General features: G+C 68.1%; 10 protein-coding genes. 2 read left to right on the top strand and 8 right to left on the bottom strand.

What is annotated here, in order from left to right; translation table 11 throughout:
* Positions 1-57: 57 nt before the first annotated feature.
* From IPP98_08480 to IPP98_08455, 6 genes are all read right to left on the bottom strand, one after another.
* Positions 58-1263, bottom strand: a complete 1206-nt coding sequence (locus IPP98_08480; GenBank protein ID MBL0179144.1) for a type II secretion system F family protein — start codon at positions 1261-1263, stop codon at positions 58-60.
* Positions 1264-1275: 12 nt separating this feature from the next.
* Positions 1276-2430 (bottom strand): type IV pilus twitching motility protein PilT, encoded by a 1155-nt coding sequence (locus IPP98_08475; GenBank protein ID MBL0179143.1) that lies wholly within the window; start codon positions 2428-2430, stop codon positions 1276-1278.
* Positions 2427-4175 (bottom strand): type IV-A pilus assembly ATPase PilB, encoded by a 1749-nt coding sequence (pilB, locus tag IPP98_08470; GenBank protein ID MBL0179142.1) that lies wholly within the window; start codon positions 4173-4175, stop codon positions 2427-2429. The genes IPP98_08475 and pilB overlap by 4 nt, the downstream gene beginning before the upstream one ends.
* Before the next feature lie 61 nt (positions 4176-4236).
* Positions 4237-4851 carry a ComEA family DNA-binding protein gene (locus tag IPP98_08465; protein ID MBL0179141.1) on the bottom strand — a complete coding sequence of 205 codons (615 nt, stop codon included), beginning with the start codon at positions 4849-4851 and terminating at the stop codon, positions 4237-4239.
* 83 nt (positions 4852-4934) lie between these two features.
* Positions 4935-5858: a M28 family peptidase gene (locus tag IPP98_08460; protein ID MBL0179140.1), complete on the bottom strand. Its 924-nt coding sequence runs from the start codon at positions 5856-5858 to the stop codon at positions 4935-4937.
* Positions 5855-11914 (bottom strand): hypothetical protein, encoded by a 6060-nt coding sequence (locus tag IPP98_08455; GenBank protein ID MBL0179139.1) that lies wholly within the window; start codon positions 11912-11914, stop codon positions 5855-5857. The genes IPP98_08460 and IPP98_08455 overlap by 4 nt, the downstream gene beginning before the upstream one ends.
* A gap of 92 nt (positions 11915-12006) precedes the next feature.
* On the opposite strand from IPP98_08455, the gene IPP98_08450 reads away from it, so the two are divergent.
* The gene (locus IPP98_08450) at positions 12007-13914 is read left to right on the top strand and encodes an LptF/LptG family permease (protein MBL0179138.1); all 1908 of its coding nucleotides are present in this window, start codon (positions 12007-12009) and stop codon (positions 13912-13914) included.
* Entirely contained in the window at positions 13911-15005 is a 1095-nt protein-coding gene (locus IPP98_08445; GenBank protein ID MBL0179137.1) for an LptF/LptG family permease, read from the top strand. Before IPP98_08450 ends, IPP98_08445 begins: the two co-directional genes overlap by 4 nt.
* Positions 15006-15033: 28 nt before the next feature.
* On the opposite strand, the gene IPP98_08440 is transcribed toward IPP98_08445, so the two are convergent.
* A complete protein-coding gene (locus IPP98_08440) occupies positions 15034-15309 on the bottom strand; it encodes a hypothetical protein (GenBank protein ID MBL0179136.1) in 276 nt (91 codons plus the stop codon).
* A 143-nt stretch (positions 15310-15452) separates the two neighbouring features.
* Positions 15453-18692: a TonB-dependent receptor gene (locus IPP98_08435; protein MBL0179135.1), complete on the bottom strand. Its 3240-nt coding sequence runs from the start codon at positions 18690-18692 to the stop codon at positions 15453-15455.
* Positions 18693-18762: the final 70 nt, after the last annotated feature.

Raw genomic sequence — 18762 nt, 5'->3', positions numbered from 1 at the left:
GTCCATCCCGAGATCCCACGACTCTTGACCTACGACCTGCGACTTACGACTTACGACCTACTGCACCGCCTGCATCATCCCGAAGATCGGCAGGTACATCGCGACGATGATGCCGCCGACGACCACGCCGAGGAAGAGGATCATCACCGGTTCCATGAGGGCCAGCAGGCCGCTGACGGCGACGTCGACTTCGTCGTCGTAGAAGTCGGCGATCTTGGTGAGCATTTCGTCGAGGCCGCCGGTCTGTTCGCCGACGGCGATCATCGAGATCACCATCGGGGGGAAGACGCCGGACTTGTCGAGCGGGGCGGCAATCGTGTCACCGCCGGCGATCGAGGAGCGCGACGCCATGATGGCGTCCTGGATGACGGTGTTGCCGGCGGTCTTGGCGGTGATTTCGAGGCCGTCGAGGATCGAGACGCCGGAGGAGATCAGCGTGCCGAGGGTGCGGGTGAAGCGCGACACCGCCGACTTCCGGATGACGTCGCCGAGCACCGGCATCTGCAGGAAGATGCCGTCGATCCGGCGCTTGCCGGCGGAGGTCTCGTAGAACTTCTTGAACGCCACCGCGAGGCCGGCAATCACCAGGATGACGGCCCACCAGTAGCCCTGCAGGAATTCCGAGAGGCCGATCACGATCCGCGTCGGCATCGGCAACTCGATCGCCGCCGACGTGAACATCTCCTGGAAGACCGGGATGACGAAGATCAGCAGGATCGCGATCGCGCCGGCCGCCACGGTGAGAATGACGCCCGGGTAGATCATGGCGCTCTTCACCTTCCGGATCAGCTTGTCGTTCTTCTCGAGGAAGGTCGCCAGGCGGAGCAGGATGGTGTCGAGAATGCCGCCCGCCTCGCCGGCGGCGACCATGTTCACGTACAGCTGCGAGAACGCCTTCGGGTGCTTGGCGAAGGCGTCGGCCAGCGTGTTGCCGGCCTCGACGTCGAAGACGACGGCGCGGGTGATGTCCTTGAGCTTCTGGTTCTCGGTCTGGGCCGCGAGAATCGTCAGCGACTGCACCAGCGGCAGGCCGGAGTTGATCATCGTGGCGAACTGCCGCGTGAAGATCACGACGTCGCGGGTGCCGATCCCGCCCCCGGGCATCGAGAGCTTGATCTCCTTCGGGGCCTCGCGCATCGAGACGAGCAGCAGCCGGTTCTTCCGGAGGTGGCCGATCAGGTCGTCGCGGGTGGCGACGTCCAGGCTCCCCTTCATGATCTGGCCGGTCGTGGCGTTCTTCGCGGTGTATTCAAAGACGGGCATGGGGATCTCCGGTTATCGCATCGCCGCGATGGCCTGCTCTTCCATCGGCGTCTCGCCGATGGCGCGCAGGAACTCGCTCGGGTTCGCAGAGACGCGGAGGCATTCGTCCTTGGTGACCTCGCGGCTCATGTAGAGCTGGTACAGCGAATCGTTCATCGTCTGCATGCCGAACTTCTTCCCCGCCTGCATCAGCGAGTAGATCTGGTGCACCTTGTCGTCGCGGATCACGGCGCGGATGGCCGGCGTCGCGATCATGATCTCGGCGGCCATCACGCGGCCGCGCCCCGAGGCGCGCGGGAGCAGCGTCTGGGTCACGATCCCCTCGAGCACGAACGCCAGCTGGGCGCGGACCTGCGCCTGCTGGTTGCTCGGGAAGACGTCGATCATCCGGTTGATGGCCTCGGGGGCCGAGTTGGTGTGCAGCGTCGCGAGCGCCAGGTGGCCCGTCTCGGCAATCGTCAGCGCGGCGGAGATGGTCTCCAGGTCGCGCATTTCGCCGACGAGGATCACGTCCGGGTCCTCGCGCAGCGCGTACTTGAGCGCCGACGCGAACGAGCGCGTGTCGGTGCCGACCTCGCGCTGGTTGACGATGCACTTCTGGTGCTTGTGGATGAACTCGATCGGGTCTTCGACCGTGATGATGTGCCCGCGCCGTTCCTTGTTGATCTTGTCGATCATCGCGGCCAGCGTGGTGCTCTTGCCGGAGCCGGTCGGGCCGGTGACCAGCACCAGGCCGCGCGGCCGCTCCGCCAGCTTCGCCGTCACCGGCGGCAGCTTGAGCTCGTCGAAGGTCTTGACCGAGAAGGGAATCATCCGGACCACCATCGACACGCAGCCGCGCTGCTTGAAGACGTTGCCGCGGAAGCGCGCCATGTTCTGGATGCCGAAGGAGAAGTCGAGCTCGTCCTCCTGCTCGAAGCGCTTCTTCTGCGCCTCGGTCAGCACCGAGTAGGCCAGGGAGAGCGTGTCCTTCGGCGACATGACGTGGTCGACCGAGGCGTCGACGATCTCGCCGTCGACGCGCAGCTTCGGGCGCTCGCCGGCCGTGAGGTGCAGGTCGGAGGCGTCGCGGGTCATGACCTCCTCGAGCAGCGCACGGAGGTTCAGCGCACTGGAGGCCCCGGACGAGGCGGGAGCCGAGGGCTGCGTGGTGCCGGGGGTGGTCATTGGGCGGTCTCCTTCACGATTTCTTCCAGCGTGGTCACGCCACGTTCGAGCTTCTTCATGCCGTCCATCCGGAGCGTCAGCATCCCCTCGGAGACGGCCAGGTCGCGCAGTTCGGCGGTGGAGCCGCCCACCAGGATCAGCCGGCGCAGGGCCGGCGTCATCGCCATCACTTCATAGAGGCCGGCGCGGCCGCGGTAGCCGCTGCCGCTGCAGTTCTCGCAGCCGGTGCCGCGGAAGAACTGGAGCTTGCGCATTGCCTCGAGATCGGGGTCCAGCGCATGCAACTCCTCGTCGGTGTAGGTCACCGGTGCCTTGCACTTGCTGCAGATGCGTCGCACCAGGCGCTGCGCCACCACCAGGTTGACCGCGCTGGCGACGTTGAACGCCTCGATCCCCATGTCGATCATCCGGACGATGGTGCTCGGCGCGTCGTTGGTGTGCAGCGTCGAGAGCACCAGGTGGCCGGTGAGAGCCGCCTTGATGGCGATGCCGCCGGTCTCGAGGTCTCGAATTTCGCCGATCATCACGATGTTCGGGTCCTGGCGGAGGAAGGCCCGGAGCGCCACCGCGAAGGTCAGCCCGATCTCGCTGCGCACCTGCACCTGGTTGATCCCCGGGAGATTGTACTCGACCGGGTCCTCCGCCGTCATGATGTTGGTCTCGACGGTGTTGATCCGCTGCAGCGCGGAATAGAGCGTCGTCGTCTTGCCCGAGCCGGTCGGCCCGGTCACCAGCACCATCCCGTACGGATTGAGGATCGCCCGCATCAGGTCCTTTTCCGCCTTCGGCTCGAAGCCGAACTTGGTCAGGTCCAGCGTCAGGTTCCCCTTGTCCAGGATTCGCATCACGATCTTCTCGCCGAAGAGCACCGGCAGCGTCGAGACGCGGAAGTCGATGACCCGGGTCCCCATCTTCAGCTTGAGCCGGCCGTCCTGCGGCACCCGCCGCTCGGCGATGTTCAGCGAGGAGAGAATCTTGATCCGGCTGGTGAGCGCCGCCTTCATCTTGAGCGGCGGCTTCATCACGTCGAGCAGCGCGCCGTCGATGCGGTACCGGATCCGGATCTCGTGCTCGAACGGCTCGACGTGAATGTCCGAGGCGCCGCGCTTGACGGCATCGGTGAGGATGCCGTTGATGAGCTTGACCACCGGCGCGTCGTCGACCGCGGCCTGCAACGCGGTGGTGACTTCCTCCTCTTCGTCGGCCACCACCTCGACATCTTCGCCGATCCCCTCCATCTCGCGGAGGATGGTCTGCAGCTGCTCGTCGCCGGTCTCGAAGTGCTTCTCGATCAGCGTCTTGAGGGTCTGCTCGCCGGCCAGGACCGGAAAGAGGTCGAAGCGGGTGATGAACTTCAGGTCCTCGAGGAGTCCCTGGTCGGCGGGGTCGGCCACCGCCACGGTCAGCGTGCGTCCCTCGCGCTTGAGGGGCAGGACCATCCGCTTCATCGCCAGGTCGCTCGGGATCAACCGCAGGACCCGGGGGTCGGCCTCGAAATGGGAGAGGTCGACCGCCGGCATCCGGTACTGGCGCGCCAGCACCTTGGTGAGCTCCAGCTCGGGGATCAGCCCCTGCTTCACGAGGATCAGCCCGAGCCGCTGGTGCGTGGTCCGCTGTTCGTGGAGCGCCTGGTTCAGCTGTTCCTTGTTGATCAGCCCCTGGGACACCAACAGGTCCCCCAGCCGCTCGGCGGCCTGGGGGCCGTCGTCGCGGCCAGCGGTCTTGGAGGTCGTCGGTGCAGTCATTCCACTCCGGAAGTGCAAAGGCAATGCCTTGAACCCCGGCACCGGGCCAACGGCATCACGGTCAGGGCAGTTGGAGGTGTGCGGCGAGGCCGCGGAGCACGCTGGCAGGCAGTCCGGGGACCCGGCGGAGGTCGTCCAGGCGGCGAAATGGGCCCGCGCTGTCGCGAAATGCTACAATCGCCTTCGCTCGAGTCGGGCCGATGCCCGGCAAGGCATCCCATTCTGCCACTCCCGCGCGATTCGGGTCGAATCCCGCGGCAGTGACCACTCCCCCAGCATCGGCCGTCGGGCCACTGAAGCTGAGGTGGGGGGCCAGCTTGGCGAGCATCGCGGGGCCGACGCCGGCGACACGGTCGAGCCCGGCCGTGCCGCCAAACGCCCCGCGCCTCTCGCGATCCGCCACGATCCGTTTGGCCAGTGCCGGCCCGACCCCCGGTAGCCGCTGCAGTTCGGCCACGCCTGCGCGGTCGATGTCGACCCGCTCCGTCGCGCCAAGCGGCGCGGCGAGGGCGGCGGCGCTGTCGCGATGCGCCAGCGGATCGCCGTCGCCGGCCGGGTCGAGGAGGGTGACGGCCCCCGGCGCGACGTCAGCGGCCCCCCTGGCGGCGAGGAGAAAATGGCCACCAAGGGCCAGCACCCCGAGGGTGAGGAGGGAACGGCGTTCGGCGCGGGTCACCTGGCAAGCCTCGCCGGTACCCCGCGCCGTCATTGGACCTGCATGCCGCGGAGCGGTACCGCCGCACGCGGCGGCAGGACGCGCTATTTGCCGCCCGCCTCGGCACGACGGATCGTCCCGACGGCCACGTTCCCTACGGCACCGAGGCTCGCCGCCGAGAGCTTGTCGATGGTGTCGTCCTTGGTGTGCCAGGGCGGGTAGGTGAAGTCGATCACGTCGATGGTGCGGATCCCGGCGGCGATAAGCGGGGTGTGGTCATCGGTCATCGCCTGCCCGGATTCCCGGACAAAGATGTGGCCGAACCCCATCTTCTCCGCCGTCGCCCAGACCAGCTCGACCACATCCGGGGCAGCGATCTGCGAGAAGCCCTCGATCGGGAGGCGGAGATCCTTGTCGCCCACCATGTCGAAGAGGACGGCGAAGCGCGGCTTCGCCGGCCCCAGCAGGTTCTTGGCGTAGTAGGTCGACCCGATCAGTACATCGGGCCCAAGTGGCGTGGTGAAGTGGCCGTAATCCTCGCCGTCGGCGAAGAGCAGGTCGACGCCCTGTGCCGGCCGCAGCTTCTTGAGGGCATCCATGACGCCGAGCAGGATGGCCACTCCCGACCCGCCATCGTTGGCACCGGGCACCGCCTGCGTGGTGTCCGTCTGCCCGGGACCGTCGGTCCGCGGCCGTGAGTCCCAGTGGGCCACGTAGAGGATCCGCTCCGTCGCCGCCGGGTTGAAGCGGGCGATGACGTTGACCTGCGGGATCGAGTCGCCGGTGAGCGTCCGATGCCACCACCGCTGCACCACCACCGTGTCCGCTCCCGCGCGCGCCAGCGAGTCGAGCCAGGCCGCCATCGCCGCGTGCCCCGGCGTGCCGGGAATGCGTGGGCCGAAGGCCAGCTGCTGCTCGACGCGCGTCAGCGCCGCCGCACCGTCGAACTCCTTCACCAGCTGCGCCTCGCTGCCGTCGGCACAGCCGGCGAGCAGGACGATGGCGGCGGGCAGGAAGCTGCGTCTCATTGGAAGTCCAGAGAAGAAAGTGGCATGCTGAAAAAGAGCGAGAGCGCGAGATTCGAACTCTTGCGCTGGAGGTGGCGGACATCGTTGAGCGTCCACCCGACGTTGAGACCGGTCTGGATGCTGCCCCGGATGTCGGTGCTCAGGCCGCCGCGCACCTCCCACTGACGAATGTCGGAGTACGGCGTACACTCCTCGTCGGTCCGCGCCAGGCAGGAGACATTGTTGAGGCGCGTCACCGTGAGTGAACTGCGCAGCGGCTTGCGCAGCTGCGACAGCTTCGCCGGCAGCGCCACGGTCCAGTCGACCCGTCCGGTGTGCCGATGGTTGGTCTGCCGCGTGATGTTGCCGTTCGATTCGGTGATGCCCTTCTCGTTGCTGCTCCGTCCGACCACCACGAGGCTGCCCCGGAACGTCAGCGTGATGTTGGGGTCGAGCGAGGTCGACGAGGTATAAATGCGGGTGCTGCCAGCCCCGGTCAGCAGTGGATTCCTCGCGTCGGCCGTCTGCTTGCGGATGTTGGTGCTGGCGGTGACCAGCAGCAGCGGTCCCCGTGACATCGGGCGCGTGAAGGTGAACGTCCCGCTCGGCCACTCGGTCGTGCGTGCCGAGGTCACCAGGAAGCCGGCCGTCTGCAGCCGCTGATAGCGGTCGCTTTCCGACCGGGCAAACTGCAGCGTGGCCGACAAGCCCAGCGGGAAATCGAGCGTGCTGGTGGCCGTGATCTCGAGCGCGTCCAGCGCGCCGGTGGCGCGGGTGCCGTTGCGGGTGAGGAAGTCGTTGAAGCCGCCGAGCGCGAGCTGGTAGTCCATGCCAGGATCGAAGGTCGCCAGGTCGAAGGTCGACTGCCGGGTCCGACGACGGGAGAACTCGATGGGACGCAACTGCCCGAACCAGCGCGAGGCGCGACTGCTGTCGCCGAGGAGGCGCCGGGCGAGCATCGATGGATCGACCGAGAGGCCGAGCTCCATGGTACGCGAGTTGTTGACGGTCTGCGGAAGGATGTACGCCCCGGCGGTGTCGCCAAGGACGCGCACCGGATTGCGCGACGTCAGCGAGCGCGAGAGCAGGAAACTGGAGGAGGTCCCGACTCGCGGCCGCAACCAGCTCGTGAATCGCGGCGTCAGATTGATCGCGCTGGAAATCACCCGATCGCGCTCGACCCCGACATCCATCCCGGCGAACTCGCGGCGCGAGGCGCCCGCCAGTCGGCCCAGGGAAGTGGAGTCATCGTAGTGGCGCAGATCCCGGGTGCTCTGCCAATTGCCGTTGACCGACAGCATGCCGATCGGCTGCCAGCCGATGCCGGCATCGTTGCGCCACAGGTGCTGGATCGCGGTGACCGGGCGGAGCAGCGTGTCGCTGGCCCGCTCAAGCGGGACGCTGTACGAGGTGAAGTCGCTCACCGCGCGCGACAGCGTCGAGCCGAAGCGCACCGAGGTCGGCCACGGGGCGATCCGGCCGTTGGCGACGCCCTGCACGGCCTCGCTCTGGGCCAGCCACTTCGGCAGCCGTCGTGGCAGCCCGCCGAGGCCCAACGACCGACCGCGCGCCGGGGTCGAGAGGAAGTAGCCGAGCGAGACGTTCCAGAGCGACGACGAGGCGTCGCTCAATTCGTTCACGGTCGACGCACCGGTCCGCGCCGCCGAGAAGGCCAGCGGGTCGAGCAGGAGGCGCATGGTCCGCGACGTCGCGGAGGGCGCCATCCGGCGGACGTTCAGGTTCCATGAAGTGATGCTGTTCCGGGGACGGCGCAGCCCCTGGAGCGCCGCGCCCGGAATGTCGGTGCCGGTGAGCAGCTGGGGGTCGACGCGTCCGGACGAGTGGTTGATCTGGAACGGCATCGCCAGACCGAAGCTCGGCGGGAGGAAGCGGTCGAGCTGCAGCGTCGCCAAGGCCGACATTCCGCCGACGGTGCGATAGCTCGGCGTCTGGCCGATCTGGCGGAAACGGCCGTCGACGTGCGTGTAGGCGAGGTCGACCGTCGCCACATCACTCGCCTCGAGATGGGCGCCGAGCGCCGCGGCCACGCCGGTCTCCGCCACCGGCTTGGCAATGCGGATGTCATCGACCCACAGTTCCGTCTCGGCGATCGGCGTCCCCGCGATCGTGCGATAGAAGCCGGTGCTCAGCTCCTGGATGGCACTCAGGTTCGGCGGCGAGACGCGCGGGTCGCGGATGTGCACCAGATACGGCCCGTCGCAGATCACGTAGGCCGTCGGATCGCCACCGCACTCGGCGGCCCCGCTCGGCGCCTCGTTGCTGAGGACGCGTTGCTCGAGTTCAGCCCGCAGCGTCCGCCACCGCTCGAGATCGACGACCGCCTCGGGATCCCACGTCGTGGTGCGCGCCGGCGCGCGGAAGAGATAGAAGTTCGAGGCGTCGGTGCCGACCTTCACGAAGGCCTGCAACTGGCCATTCTCCCACCCCGGGCCCCGACCGCGGAACCAGACCCGCAACTCGCGATACGCCTGCAAGGTCTGCGAGCCGGCCGGCAGGCGCGTATAGGCCTCGGCACGCTCGCCGAGGCGCAGGTCACGGGCAATGATGCGCAGCGACTTCTCGTTGACCTGCTGCACCGTCGACCCGGCATTCGCGGTGATCGTGCTCGGCCCGTTGCGCACGCCCGGCGGCGAGACGTAGCCGAGTTCGATGTTCTCGGTCGAGATGGACGAGACCAGCACTTCGCCCCGCGGCTCGGCGGTGGCGCCGGCCAGGTTGGCGACCGGACGATCGCTGCGACGGATCCACGGCGCGCCGGTGAGGCGCATCCGCGCCAACCCGAAGCGCACCACCGGATCGGCGAGCCCCTGATCGGGTGGCGTGATGAAGCCGATCCGCAACTGCTTCACGAGCCGCAGGTCCGGCGAGCCGATGGTGGCATCCGGGGTCCGCAGCGGAATCCGGTAGAGCGTCCAGTGTGCCGGACGGCCGGCGGCGTCGACGACGGTTCGGTCGCGCACCGCATACTTCGGGTCCGCCAGATCGACCACGAAGCGATAGACGTTGTCGTTGGCGCCGAGCGCGTCGAGGACGAGGTCGTCGTCGAGGTCCTCGCCGTCGAGGCCGCCGTTGCCGTTGGAGCAGCGCGCGCCGAGGTCACCCCAGGGATAGAGGGCGACGTCGCTCGAAAGCCGCTGCGAGCAGAGCGCGAGCTTCTCGACCACCTCGCCGCCGGGACCGCGCAGCGTGTCGGGGCGGTCGCCCAGGATGCCGATGTCGTCGGTGCGTGCGTTGAACGAGCCGAACGGTGAGCGTTCGGTGTTGAGCTTGCCCACGCCGACGTACTGTCGCCCGACGAAGGTGGTGTCGCTGCCGGTGACGGTGAAACTCTCGGGCGCCATCGAGACGGCGTCCTCGCTCACGTTGCCGAAGTCGAGCACCAGTCGCATCCCCGAGGTCCGCGTCGGGCGGGTCTCGCCCTCGTACACCCAGAACTCCAGCGCCTCGTTGCGCGAGATGTCGAGCCCCGTGGGCGAGAGCGACGTCGTCAGCGTCCGCCAGCGCGGCCGGAAGTCACGGCGCGGCTGGCTCCAGTGCGACTTGTTCGACCTGTCGACCTGCCCGCCGGCCGTGTCGGCGTGCAGCGTCATGTACAAGACCGTCTCGATCGCTTGCACGCGGCTCGAGGTCGTCGCGATCAGCGAATCGATGTCCTGCGGCGCGATCTGGACGGCGCCGTTCTTCCCGTCGGGAATCAGATTCTGCCAGACGACCTGCACCGCGTCGGCAAGGTCGAACGACGACCCGAGCCCGAGGTCGTCGAGGCCGGCGGTGCTCTTCGGTCGCGAGCCCGGGATCCACGCCAACTCGTTCAACAGGAGTTGCCGGGCGCCGTCGTTCTCGAACTCCTCGAGGAACGCCTCGCCCGAGCGATTCGGATCGGGCCGCGAGAAGGCGAGTTCCGCGGTGAGCGAGAGCGCGGACGGGGCAGTGCCGTTCCGCCGCGTGAGCCGGTTCATGAAACGGCTCACCGCGGGGACGCTGAAGCGGAAGTCGGCGACGGCGCCACCGATCAGCGAGGCGGTCGGTTCGAAGCCGAGCGGCGGACGGTTGTACGCGGTGGCCTCGGCCTGATAGAGGCCCAGGGCCTCCACGGTGCCGAAGCGACCGACCTGCCACTTGGCGGTCAGCCCGGCGATGGTCGTCGGGGCCACGGCGAAGAAGGCCCGCTCCTCGAAGCGCGCCGTCACGGTGGACTGCCGCGACCCGAAGAGCGCGTCGGGATTGAGGAAGGTGACCTTGCCGGTCAGATACTCGATGCTGTAGTCGACGCCGCGCTTGAGGGTGCGGCCGTCGACCGTCAACTCCTCACTCTCCTCGCGCAACTGCACCGCCCCGAGCATCAGCGAGCCGCGATCCTCGCCGCCGCGCGCGTCGTACTGCAGCCGCACCTCGAACTTCGACGGCGGGCCCTGCGAGTAGAGGAGATACTCGGGGGTGCGGTAGAGCGAGTCATTGCGCTCCGACGTGGTGAGTCGAGGGTCGGCGAACGGCTGCGCGCTCGGGAACACCATGAAGACGTCGCGAATCACCTGATCCGCGCCGGGATCGCGCAGTCGCGGGAAGAGACGGTTGTCGGTGTCGAGCAGTGCCTGATCGGTCGGGAACGCCATGCCGAGCAGCGCGAGGTAGGTCCCGGTGCCGCCGATCGGCCGCTCCGACCGCGAGACGGTCAGGGCCGCCTTGGTGGAATTGCGGACGAGGTCGCCACCGGCGACGCGATAGATCTGCCGCATGGCGTGAAAGAAGACCGGCGAGGCCACCGTCCGGTTGGGCGCGCTCACCAGCAGCAGCTGGTCGCCCCGTGCCGGATTGTCGTCGGACGGGAAGGTACCGACGGTGCCGCCATTGGCGGTGCGATAGGAGACCGCGAGGAAGTCGCTCGGCCCGATGCGCGACGCGAGCACGAACCAGAGCCCCGAGGGATCGGCCCAGAAATCCTTGCCGGCGACCAGCGGCTTCCAGCGGAAGGGTCCCGCCTGCTCGCTGCCATTGAGGGCGGTGGCGGTGATGCCGTCGTACTGTCCGCCCTCGCCCAGCGTGGTGGGGACGTACTGATAGACACGCAGCTCGACGGGCCGTTCGGCCGGGGGGATCGTCAAGTTGTCGACGTTCAGGATGTCGACCGCCGGCCACCCCGGCAGGGTGCGGGGATCGACGGTCCAGAAGAACCGGCCACCCTCGAAGTCGAGGTCGCGCGTCTTGCGATCCTGCGGCTGCACCGTCTCGCTGCCGATCGTGTAGGTGCGGTCGGCGACGTTGCTCCCCTTCTGGGTCGCGGCGATCGCCTGCAACTCGAGCGGCCCGACTTCGAAGGTGGCGTTGACGCCGAAGTTGTTCGACGGAATCCCGGCGGTGAGGTAGCGCGACCGCGGCGCCCGGAAGGTCGTGGTGCCGACCTCGATCCGCTTGACGACTTCATCCGGGAGGCCCTGGTACCAGGCGCGGATGACGTTCTTGTTGCTGCCGTAGTCGGCCTGCGTGTCGAGGTTGAAGTCGAGGAAGAAGCGCTGGCCGATGGCCCCGCGCGCCTCGAAGTTCAGGATGTTGTCGATCTTCGGCGCCGTGAATCCGCCGCGACATCCCGACAGCGGGTCGTTCAGCAGCAATGGCGTGCAGGCGAGGTTCCGCTGCCGCGACGTGGCCACTTCGAGGCGCAGCTGCCCGTCGAAGGTGATGTCGGCGACTTGCCGCCGGAGCCCGAACAATCCGCGATCGTCCGCGAGCCGGCCGGTGCTGTCACGCGTCTGCAGCGCGGCGAGGAGCCGTTCGGTGGCCGCCTGGCGCGACCGAACCGCGAGCCGTGCCGCGAGCGTCGAGTCGAAGGTGGCGCGCATCGACCACGGCGTCAGGCTGCCGGGCACCACCCAGGGCGCCCGCAGCACCGAGGCGCGCACCAGCGTGTCGAGGACGTTGGCCGGCGGCACGCGAAAGGTCAGCGGCTGCCGGACGGTGTCCGCGGCGACGGCGGGGAGGGTCGGGGCCGGCTCCTGCGCTGCCAGGGCAATCGGCAGCAGGGCCAGCAGCGTAAGCAGCGCGATCGGCGTGGGTGGCACCGCGAATGGGGGGACTGAGCGATTAGCTTGGAGACCGGCCAGAAAACTACGCCCCTCCGGCGGGGCGCCACAACCACGCCCACGACATCCGCATGCGCCTCCTCTCGCGTCACATCCTGCGCTCCCTCGCCGCCCCGTTCGGGTGGGGGGTCGTGGCGTTGACGGGGATGCTGTTGCTGAACCAACTCTACAGCCTGATCGACCGGTTCGGCGGGAAGGGGCTCCCCTTTTCCGTCATGGGCGAGGCAATCCTGCTCGCCCTCCCCGCCCTGCTGACCCTGACCCTGCCGATGTCCGTCCTGACCTCGGCCCTCTACGCCTACGGCCAGCTCGCCGCCGATCTCGAGATGGTCGCGATGTACGCCAACGGCGTCTCGGTCTGGCGGATGGCGCGCCCGGCGCTGATCGCCGCCTGCGTCATCTCGATGATCAACTTTCTGGTGTTCGACCAGATCGTTCCGCGAAGCAACGCCCGTTTCACGACGTTGCAACAGGACGTCGTCCAGAAGCTGCCGACGCTCACCCTGCGTCCGCAGGTGCTCAACCCATTGCCGAACCAGTACGTCCTCCGCGCCGCGGAGATCGACCCGGTCTCCGGGGCGCTGACGGACGTGACCATCTACGACCTCTCCTCCTATCAGGGGTCGCGGGTCATCCGGGCGATGCGCGGCGTGATGGGCGAGGCGCCGAACGGCACCGACCTGGTGCTGACACTGTACGACGGCGTGGCGACCGAAGTGAAGTCGATCGAACCGGGGCGGCTGGAGCGGACGACCTTCGCGGTGAACCGCGTCCGTGTCCCCGGCGTCGCCAACCAGTTGACCCGCAGCTCGAACCAGTGGGACCGCAGCGACCGCGAACTCACCGGCTGCGAGCTGTTGATGGGGATCGACTCGGCGGCCTGGTACCGGAAGGAGGGAAAGAGCGAGCGCGAGGTGCTCACCCGCCGGGACTTGCGCCGCTTGGCCGGGTTGCCGGCACTCCCGCCACCCGCCATCCGCCAGATGCCGGCGCTGCCGACCCGCTGCGCCGCATATCAGCCGGTGGAGCGGTGGTTCGAGCGGCTGATTCTGGGGAAGAACGACACGGCGCTCACGCCGCCGGTGTTGCCACCCGCTGCCCCGGCCGCACCAGCGGAGACCACCAAGACGGTCGACAGCTTCCGCCCTGCGCTGCCAGCCATGCCGGCTCCCGGAGGCACCGTGGTCACGCCGGCCACGCCTCCTCCCGGCGTGATCTACCGCCTGCCGGGGCAGCCTGCGCCGGGAAGCGTCACGCCGGACTCGGCGGCGAAGCCGGACTCAGCGGTGAAGCCGGACTCCACGCCCCCGAAGCCGGCGGATTCCGTGACCGCCCCGGTGCTGAAGACGCGGCCGGCAACGCTGCCCGCCGAGACGACGGCGACGGTGCCGCCGGCCGCGATCGTCACGCCGCCCACGGCCGCCGCAACCGTCGACGGGGCGCCGGCACCGCTTGTGGATCTGAGCGGCGCGGGCCAGGCCACCGTGACCGCGCCACCGCAAGACTTCCTCGTGCCACCGACCGAAGTCGCGCCGGTCACCGGGCTCGCCTCGAACATCGTCGAGGTCAACAGCGCGCGATACCAGGATGAACGGAACCTGAAGACGACCCGCGAGTTCGCCGTCGAGTATCACAAGAAGTTCGCGATCCCGCTCTCGGCCTTCGGCTTCGTGCTCGTGGCGATGGCGCTCGCGCTCAAGTATCCACGCAGCGGCATCGGCCTCGTCATCGGCGGCTCGCTGCTGATCTTCCTCGGATTCTACGTCCTGCTGATCGGCGGCGAGAACCTTGCCAACGTCGGCTACATCTCGGCCGCCGTGGCGATGTACGGGCCACTGGTGATCTTCACCCTGCTCGGGCTGGTGATGGTGGCATCGGCCAACCGCGAGATGGGGACGTCCCGCACCAGCGGCATCCTGCAGGCCATTGGCGAAGCGGTGCAGTCGCTGATCCGTCGCCGTCGACCGGAGGCGGCGTGAAGCTGCTCGGCACCCTCGACCGATACGTCCTCCGGCAATGGCTGGGGACCTTCCTCCTCTCGGCGATCGGCATTCCGCTCGTCGCGGTGCTGATCAATCTCTCCGAGCGCTTCGGCCCGCTGACCCGGAAGGGCGTGCCGGTCCCCGACATCCTCCTCGGCGAGCTCTACTTCCTGCCGTACCAGATGACCACGCTGCTGCCGGCGGCGGTCCTCTTCGCGACGGTCTTCACGCTGAACGGGATGGGGCGCTACAGCGAGCTCACCGCGGTGAAGGCGGGCGGCGTGTCGTTCTGGCGGCTGATCCTGCCGATGCTCCTCCTCGCCACCCTCGCCGTGCCGGCGAACTTCGCGCTGCAGGAAGCGGCCGCCACCTCGTCGTCGCGGCAGAAGGAGCTGCACCAGGAGCGGCTCAATGCGTCGTCGGCGCTCGGTCGCTACAACTTCGCCTTCATCTCGACCAGCGGCTGGACCTACGCGATCCACGAGCTGCAGCGGAAGGAGGGCGTCATGCTCGGCGTCCTGCTCACCCCGCCGCAGGCCGCGCCCGGCCAACCGGAGGGGTGGATCATCAGCGCCGACTCGGCTCGCTGGAGCAAGCGTCGGCAGCTCTGGGTGCTCCACCAGGGCGCGATGTACCAGGTGGGCGACAGCGGCCAGCGCGTCGAGACGGTGCGCTTCACCTCGCTCCGGCTCAAGACGATGCGCGAGACGCCGACGATGCTGCTCGACGAAGGGAAGAAGGGCGAGGAGATGCGGATCGGCGAATTCCGCGACTACCTCGACCTGCTCGAACGGAGCGGCACCAAGCCGGGGATGCTTGCCGTCGACTATCGGCTCAAGTTCGCCCTGCCCTTCGCCTGCCTGATCGTCGCACTCTTCGGCGCGCCACTCGCGGTCACCAACCCGCGCGCCGGCGCCGCCCTCGGCCTCGCGATCGCCCTCGGCACCACCCTGGTCTACCTCACCGGCACCCAGATCATGAAGGCGATCGGCGGCAAGGACTACGTCGATCCGACCGTGGCGGCGTGGGCAATGAACGGGGTGTTTCTGGTGCTGGCGCTGGGGTTGTTGCGGAAGGTGAGAAGCTAGCGATCGATGATCGACCATCGATGATCGATCATCGATCATCGATCATCCCCAACCTCCCTCCCCTTCGCGCGATCGCTCGGCCAAGCTCCGCTTCCACCGCCAGGGCGAATGCCCGCGCGGTGGCCTCGTCGCGCGCCCGCACGGCAAGCGTGACCTCGTCGGCCGAACAGTCGACTGCGTCGAGGGCGATGCCGGGCCAGTCGATCAGCACCGAGCCAATCCGGGCCCGAAGCCAGACGGCGTGGTGCGCGGTGGCCTCGCGCGCCGGGCACTGCGGATTCCAGCGATGGTGGACCAGCGGCATCCGGGCTCCGTGGCGAGGACTGCTCCACGGAACGGCGCGGGGATCAACCGCTCCTCAACGGACCCGCATCTTTCCTGAACGCCACAAGCCCCCGGACGCCGAAGCGCCCGGGGGCCTGTGGTGATGCGGAATCGACTACCCGATCAGAAGGCGTACCGCAGGGAGAGCTGACCCTGCCAGTACGAGACCGTGTTGAGCGCCTTCGGATAGCGGAAGCTCCGGTCGGCGATGCGCGTGTCCATCGTCACCGTCGGACGACCATCGGCCGCCTGGCCGGTGACGTTGAGCAGCGAGACCTGGGGGAAGCGGTTGTTCTGCCTGTACTGGCCCCAGTCCGAGTTGACGAAGTTCAGGAAGTTGTAGATGTCGGCCTGGAGCGTCAGCTTCTGCCCCCGAACGCCCGGCAGCGACTGGCGCAGCGAGAGGTCGAGCTGGTTGAACCAGGGATTGCGGCAGGAGTTGCGCCCCATGATCTCGCCCTTCTGCTTGGCGAGGCACGGCTCATCCTTGAGCAGCGCATCGTACGCCGCGGCCTGCTGGGCCGCCGAGAATGCACCGTTCACCACGAACGCCATCTCCGCGCTGCTCGGGGCGATGTAGATCGGGTCGTTGGTCGAGACGCCGTCCGCGTTGCGGTCGCCGCGGTTGCTGGCGCCCGAGTAGGTGTAGACGAAGTTCGTCCCCGACTGGCCGATGTAGATGAACGAGATGTCGGTCGGGTAGTTCTTCCACGGGGCCGTATAGGTCATCGACGCCGTGATGCGGTGCGGGCGATCGAAGGCCGACGGCGCCGTCGGGGTGTCGAGCTGGTTCCCCGCCTGAGTCCGGCCATTCTGGTACACCGACCGGGCGACCGACGAGGTGAAGTCGGCCACCGAGTACGAGCGCTGGTACGAATAGAACGCGCTGGCCTCGAACGACCCGGCGAAGCGCTTCGCCAAGCCCGCCGTCACGCCGTAGGCGTAGTCACCCTTCGAGTTGGTGAGGTCGTAGACGCCGCCGCCCGAGGTGCCGCCGTACTTGGTCCCGTGCTTGGCGATCGTGGTCGGGACGCCGGTGGTGGCGTTGCGCGTGCCGTACATCACGCGACCGTCGATGTCGGTCGTGGTCGGATCGGCGAGCTCGAGGTTCACCATGAACGGCGACTTGGTCGCGTAGGTGTAGACGGCGTCCATGGTGCCCGTCAGGCCCCACGGCAGCTTGTGGTCGATGCCGAAGGTCGCACGGACCACCTGCGGCTGCTTGTAGTTCGGGTTGACCGTGTTGATCGTGCCGATGGTGGTGCCGACGCCCGGGCCCGAGCCGTTCGCGCAGACCTGCGGGGCGTTCAGGACGTTTTCCGTCGTGAAGGCCGGCGCAATCGCCTGCGGGCAGGTGAACTGGGCGATGCCGCTGTTGCCGTTGGCGGTGTAGAGGTTCGACATCCAGACGTACGACGGGGTGCCGGAGAAGAAGCCGACGCCGCCGCGGAACTGGGTCTTCCCGTCCGAGCCGCCAGGGGTCAGGTTGAAGCCGAGGCGCGGATTGATGTTGGTGTTGGTCGGGATCTCGTCGGTCTTGCGGCCGAAGTCCGTGAAGGCAGCCTCGAGCACCGTCGGCTTGTCCTTGAAGCGCGGCACTTCCGCGCGGACGCCGTAGGTCAGCGTCAGCGACGGATTCACCGTCCACTGGTCCTGCAGGTAGAACGAGAGGTTCGAGGTCGTGAAGCGGGCAATCGGGTCGCCACGACCGACGCCGACGCCGTACGCGAACGGCGTCCCGGCCTCGAGCGCCTCGAGCGACTCGAAGCGCCACGAGCCGAAGGCGTTCTGCCAGAAGGCGTTCCGGATCTTGTAGACCTCGGCGCGGGCGCCGAGCGTCACGAGGTGGCCGTTGCCCACCGGGATGGTGAAGTCATTGCGGAACTCGAGCACGTCCTGGTCGAGCTGGTTGATGTGCGAGTTCGAGTCCGGACCGGCACGGAGCGCCACCAGCGCACCGGCAACCACCGGCGACGGGATGTTGGTGACCGTGACCTGCGGGCCGATGTTGTCGAAGACGCGGGCAAAGCGCTGGCGGATCACGCCGAGCTGCAATTCGTTGGTCGCGCCGTTGTTGAAGTTCGAGAAGAACTGGCCGGTGATCGACGACGACCACTCGTCGCGCTTGAAGCGGTTCGACGAGAGCGTGAACGTCGAGGCCGACCGCGAGAAGTCATCGCCCTGCGACTTGTTGTAGATGCCGCGGAGCACCACGCGGTTCTTCGAGGACACCGCCCAGTCGAGGCGGCCGACGAGGTTGGTGATCGGGTTCTTGTTGAACTCTTGCCCACCCGAACCACCCTGGATCCCGTACTGCGCCAGCGCCGCATTGAAGCGATCCACCAGCGCCTGGTCGACGCGCAGCTGCTGGCCGGCGTCCTGCGGCTGGCCGATGTACGGGCCGAACGCGGGCTGGTTGCTGGTGTTGCCTTCCGCGGCGGCGAAGAAGTGGAGCTTGTCCTTGATGATCGGGCCGCCGAGCGAGCCGCCGTACTGCCGGCGGAGGAACTTGGCGCCGGCATAGAGCGGCACGTTCGGCACCAGGTCCTGGTTGCGGGTCGTGTAGAAGCCGGTGCCAGCGAACTTGTTGGTGCCGTTCTTGGTCACGGCGCTGATCAAGCCGCCGGTGAAGCCGCCCTGGGTCACGTTGTACGGCGAGACGACGACCTGATACTCCTTGACCGCCTCGAGCGAGATGCCGCGGCCGTTGGCCTGGCCACCGAGCTCGCCGGTGTCGGAGAGGCCGAACTTGTCGTTCTGCGTGGTGCCGTCGACCTGGATCGCGTTGTAACGGTAATTCTGGCCGGCGATCGACACTTCACCCGCGTTGGCGGGCGCCGGGTTGGTCACCACCTGCGGCGTCAACCGGACGAAGTCCTGCAGCTGCCGGTTCAGCGTCGGCAGGCGCCGCACCGAGGAGTCGGAGATGAAGGTCTGCGCACCGGTCCGCGTCGGGGCGAACTCGGAGCTGGCAGCCGTGGCCGTGGTGACGATTTCCTGCAGCGTCACCGCCTGGCGGCCCATCAGGAAGTCGGCACGGGCCGTCTGCGAGAGGAGCACCCGGATCCCTTCGCGGGCCTGCGGGCCGAAGCCGATCGCGGCCACCGCGACACGGTAGACGCCGGTCTCGAGACCGGTGACGACATAGCGACCGTTCTCGCGCGTCGTCGTGACCCGCACGAAGCCGGTCGACGGGCTGGTGATCCGGACCGTCGCGCCAGCCAGCACTCCGCCGGCCGAGTCCATCACCGTACCGGCAATACCGCCCGTCGTGACACCCTGCGCGCGGCCGACCGTCGGCAGCGCCAGCATGGCGACGATCGCGCTCGACACTGCCAGTGCCAAACGAAGAAAGCGTTGCATCGTTGCTCCTGAAGAATTGCGGAAAAGAGGGGCCGTCGCAGGGGCCCGGGTCAGGGACCCGGCACCCCCA

It is taken from the genome of Gemmatimonadota bacterium (genome assembly GCA_016720805.1).
In the GTDB taxonomy this organism is placed as follows: Bacteria; Gemmatimonadota; Gemmatimonadetes; order Gemmatimonadales; family GWC2-71-9; genus Palsa-1233.
This window is presented reverse-complemented; position numbering and strand designations above follow the sequence as displayed.

Excerpts from the sequence above, each read along its gene's own strand:
- IPP98_08480 (MBL0179144.1), bottom strand. The coding sequence starts at position 1,263 with ATGCCCGTCTTTGAATACACCGCGAAGAACGCCACGACCGGCCAGATC.
- IPP98_08475 (MBL0179143.1), bottom strand. The coding sequence starts at position 2,430 with ATGACCACCCCCGGCACCACGCAGCCCTCGGCTCCCGCCTCGTCCGGG.
- pilB (MBL0179142.1), bottom strand. The coding sequence starts at position 4,175 with ATGACTGCACCGACGACCTCCAAGACCGCTGGCCGCGACGACGGCCCC.
- IPP98_08460 (MBL0179140.1), bottom strand. The coding sequence starts at position 5,858 with ATGAGACGCAGCTTCCTGCCCGCCGCCATCGTCCTGCTCGCCGGCTGT.
- IPP98_08450 (MBL0179138.1), top strand. The coding sequence starts at position 12,007 with ATGCGCCTCCTCTCGCGTCACATCCTGCGCTCCCTCGCCGCCCCGTTC.
- IPP98_08440 (MBL0179136.1), bottom strand. The coding sequence starts at position 15,309 with ATGCCGCTGGTCCACCATCGCTGGAATCCGCAGTGCCCGGCGCGCGAG.
- IPP98_08435 (MBL0179135.1), bottom strand. The coding sequence starts at position 18,692 with ATGCAACGCTTTCTTCGTTTGGCACTGGCAGTGTCGAGCGCGATCGTC.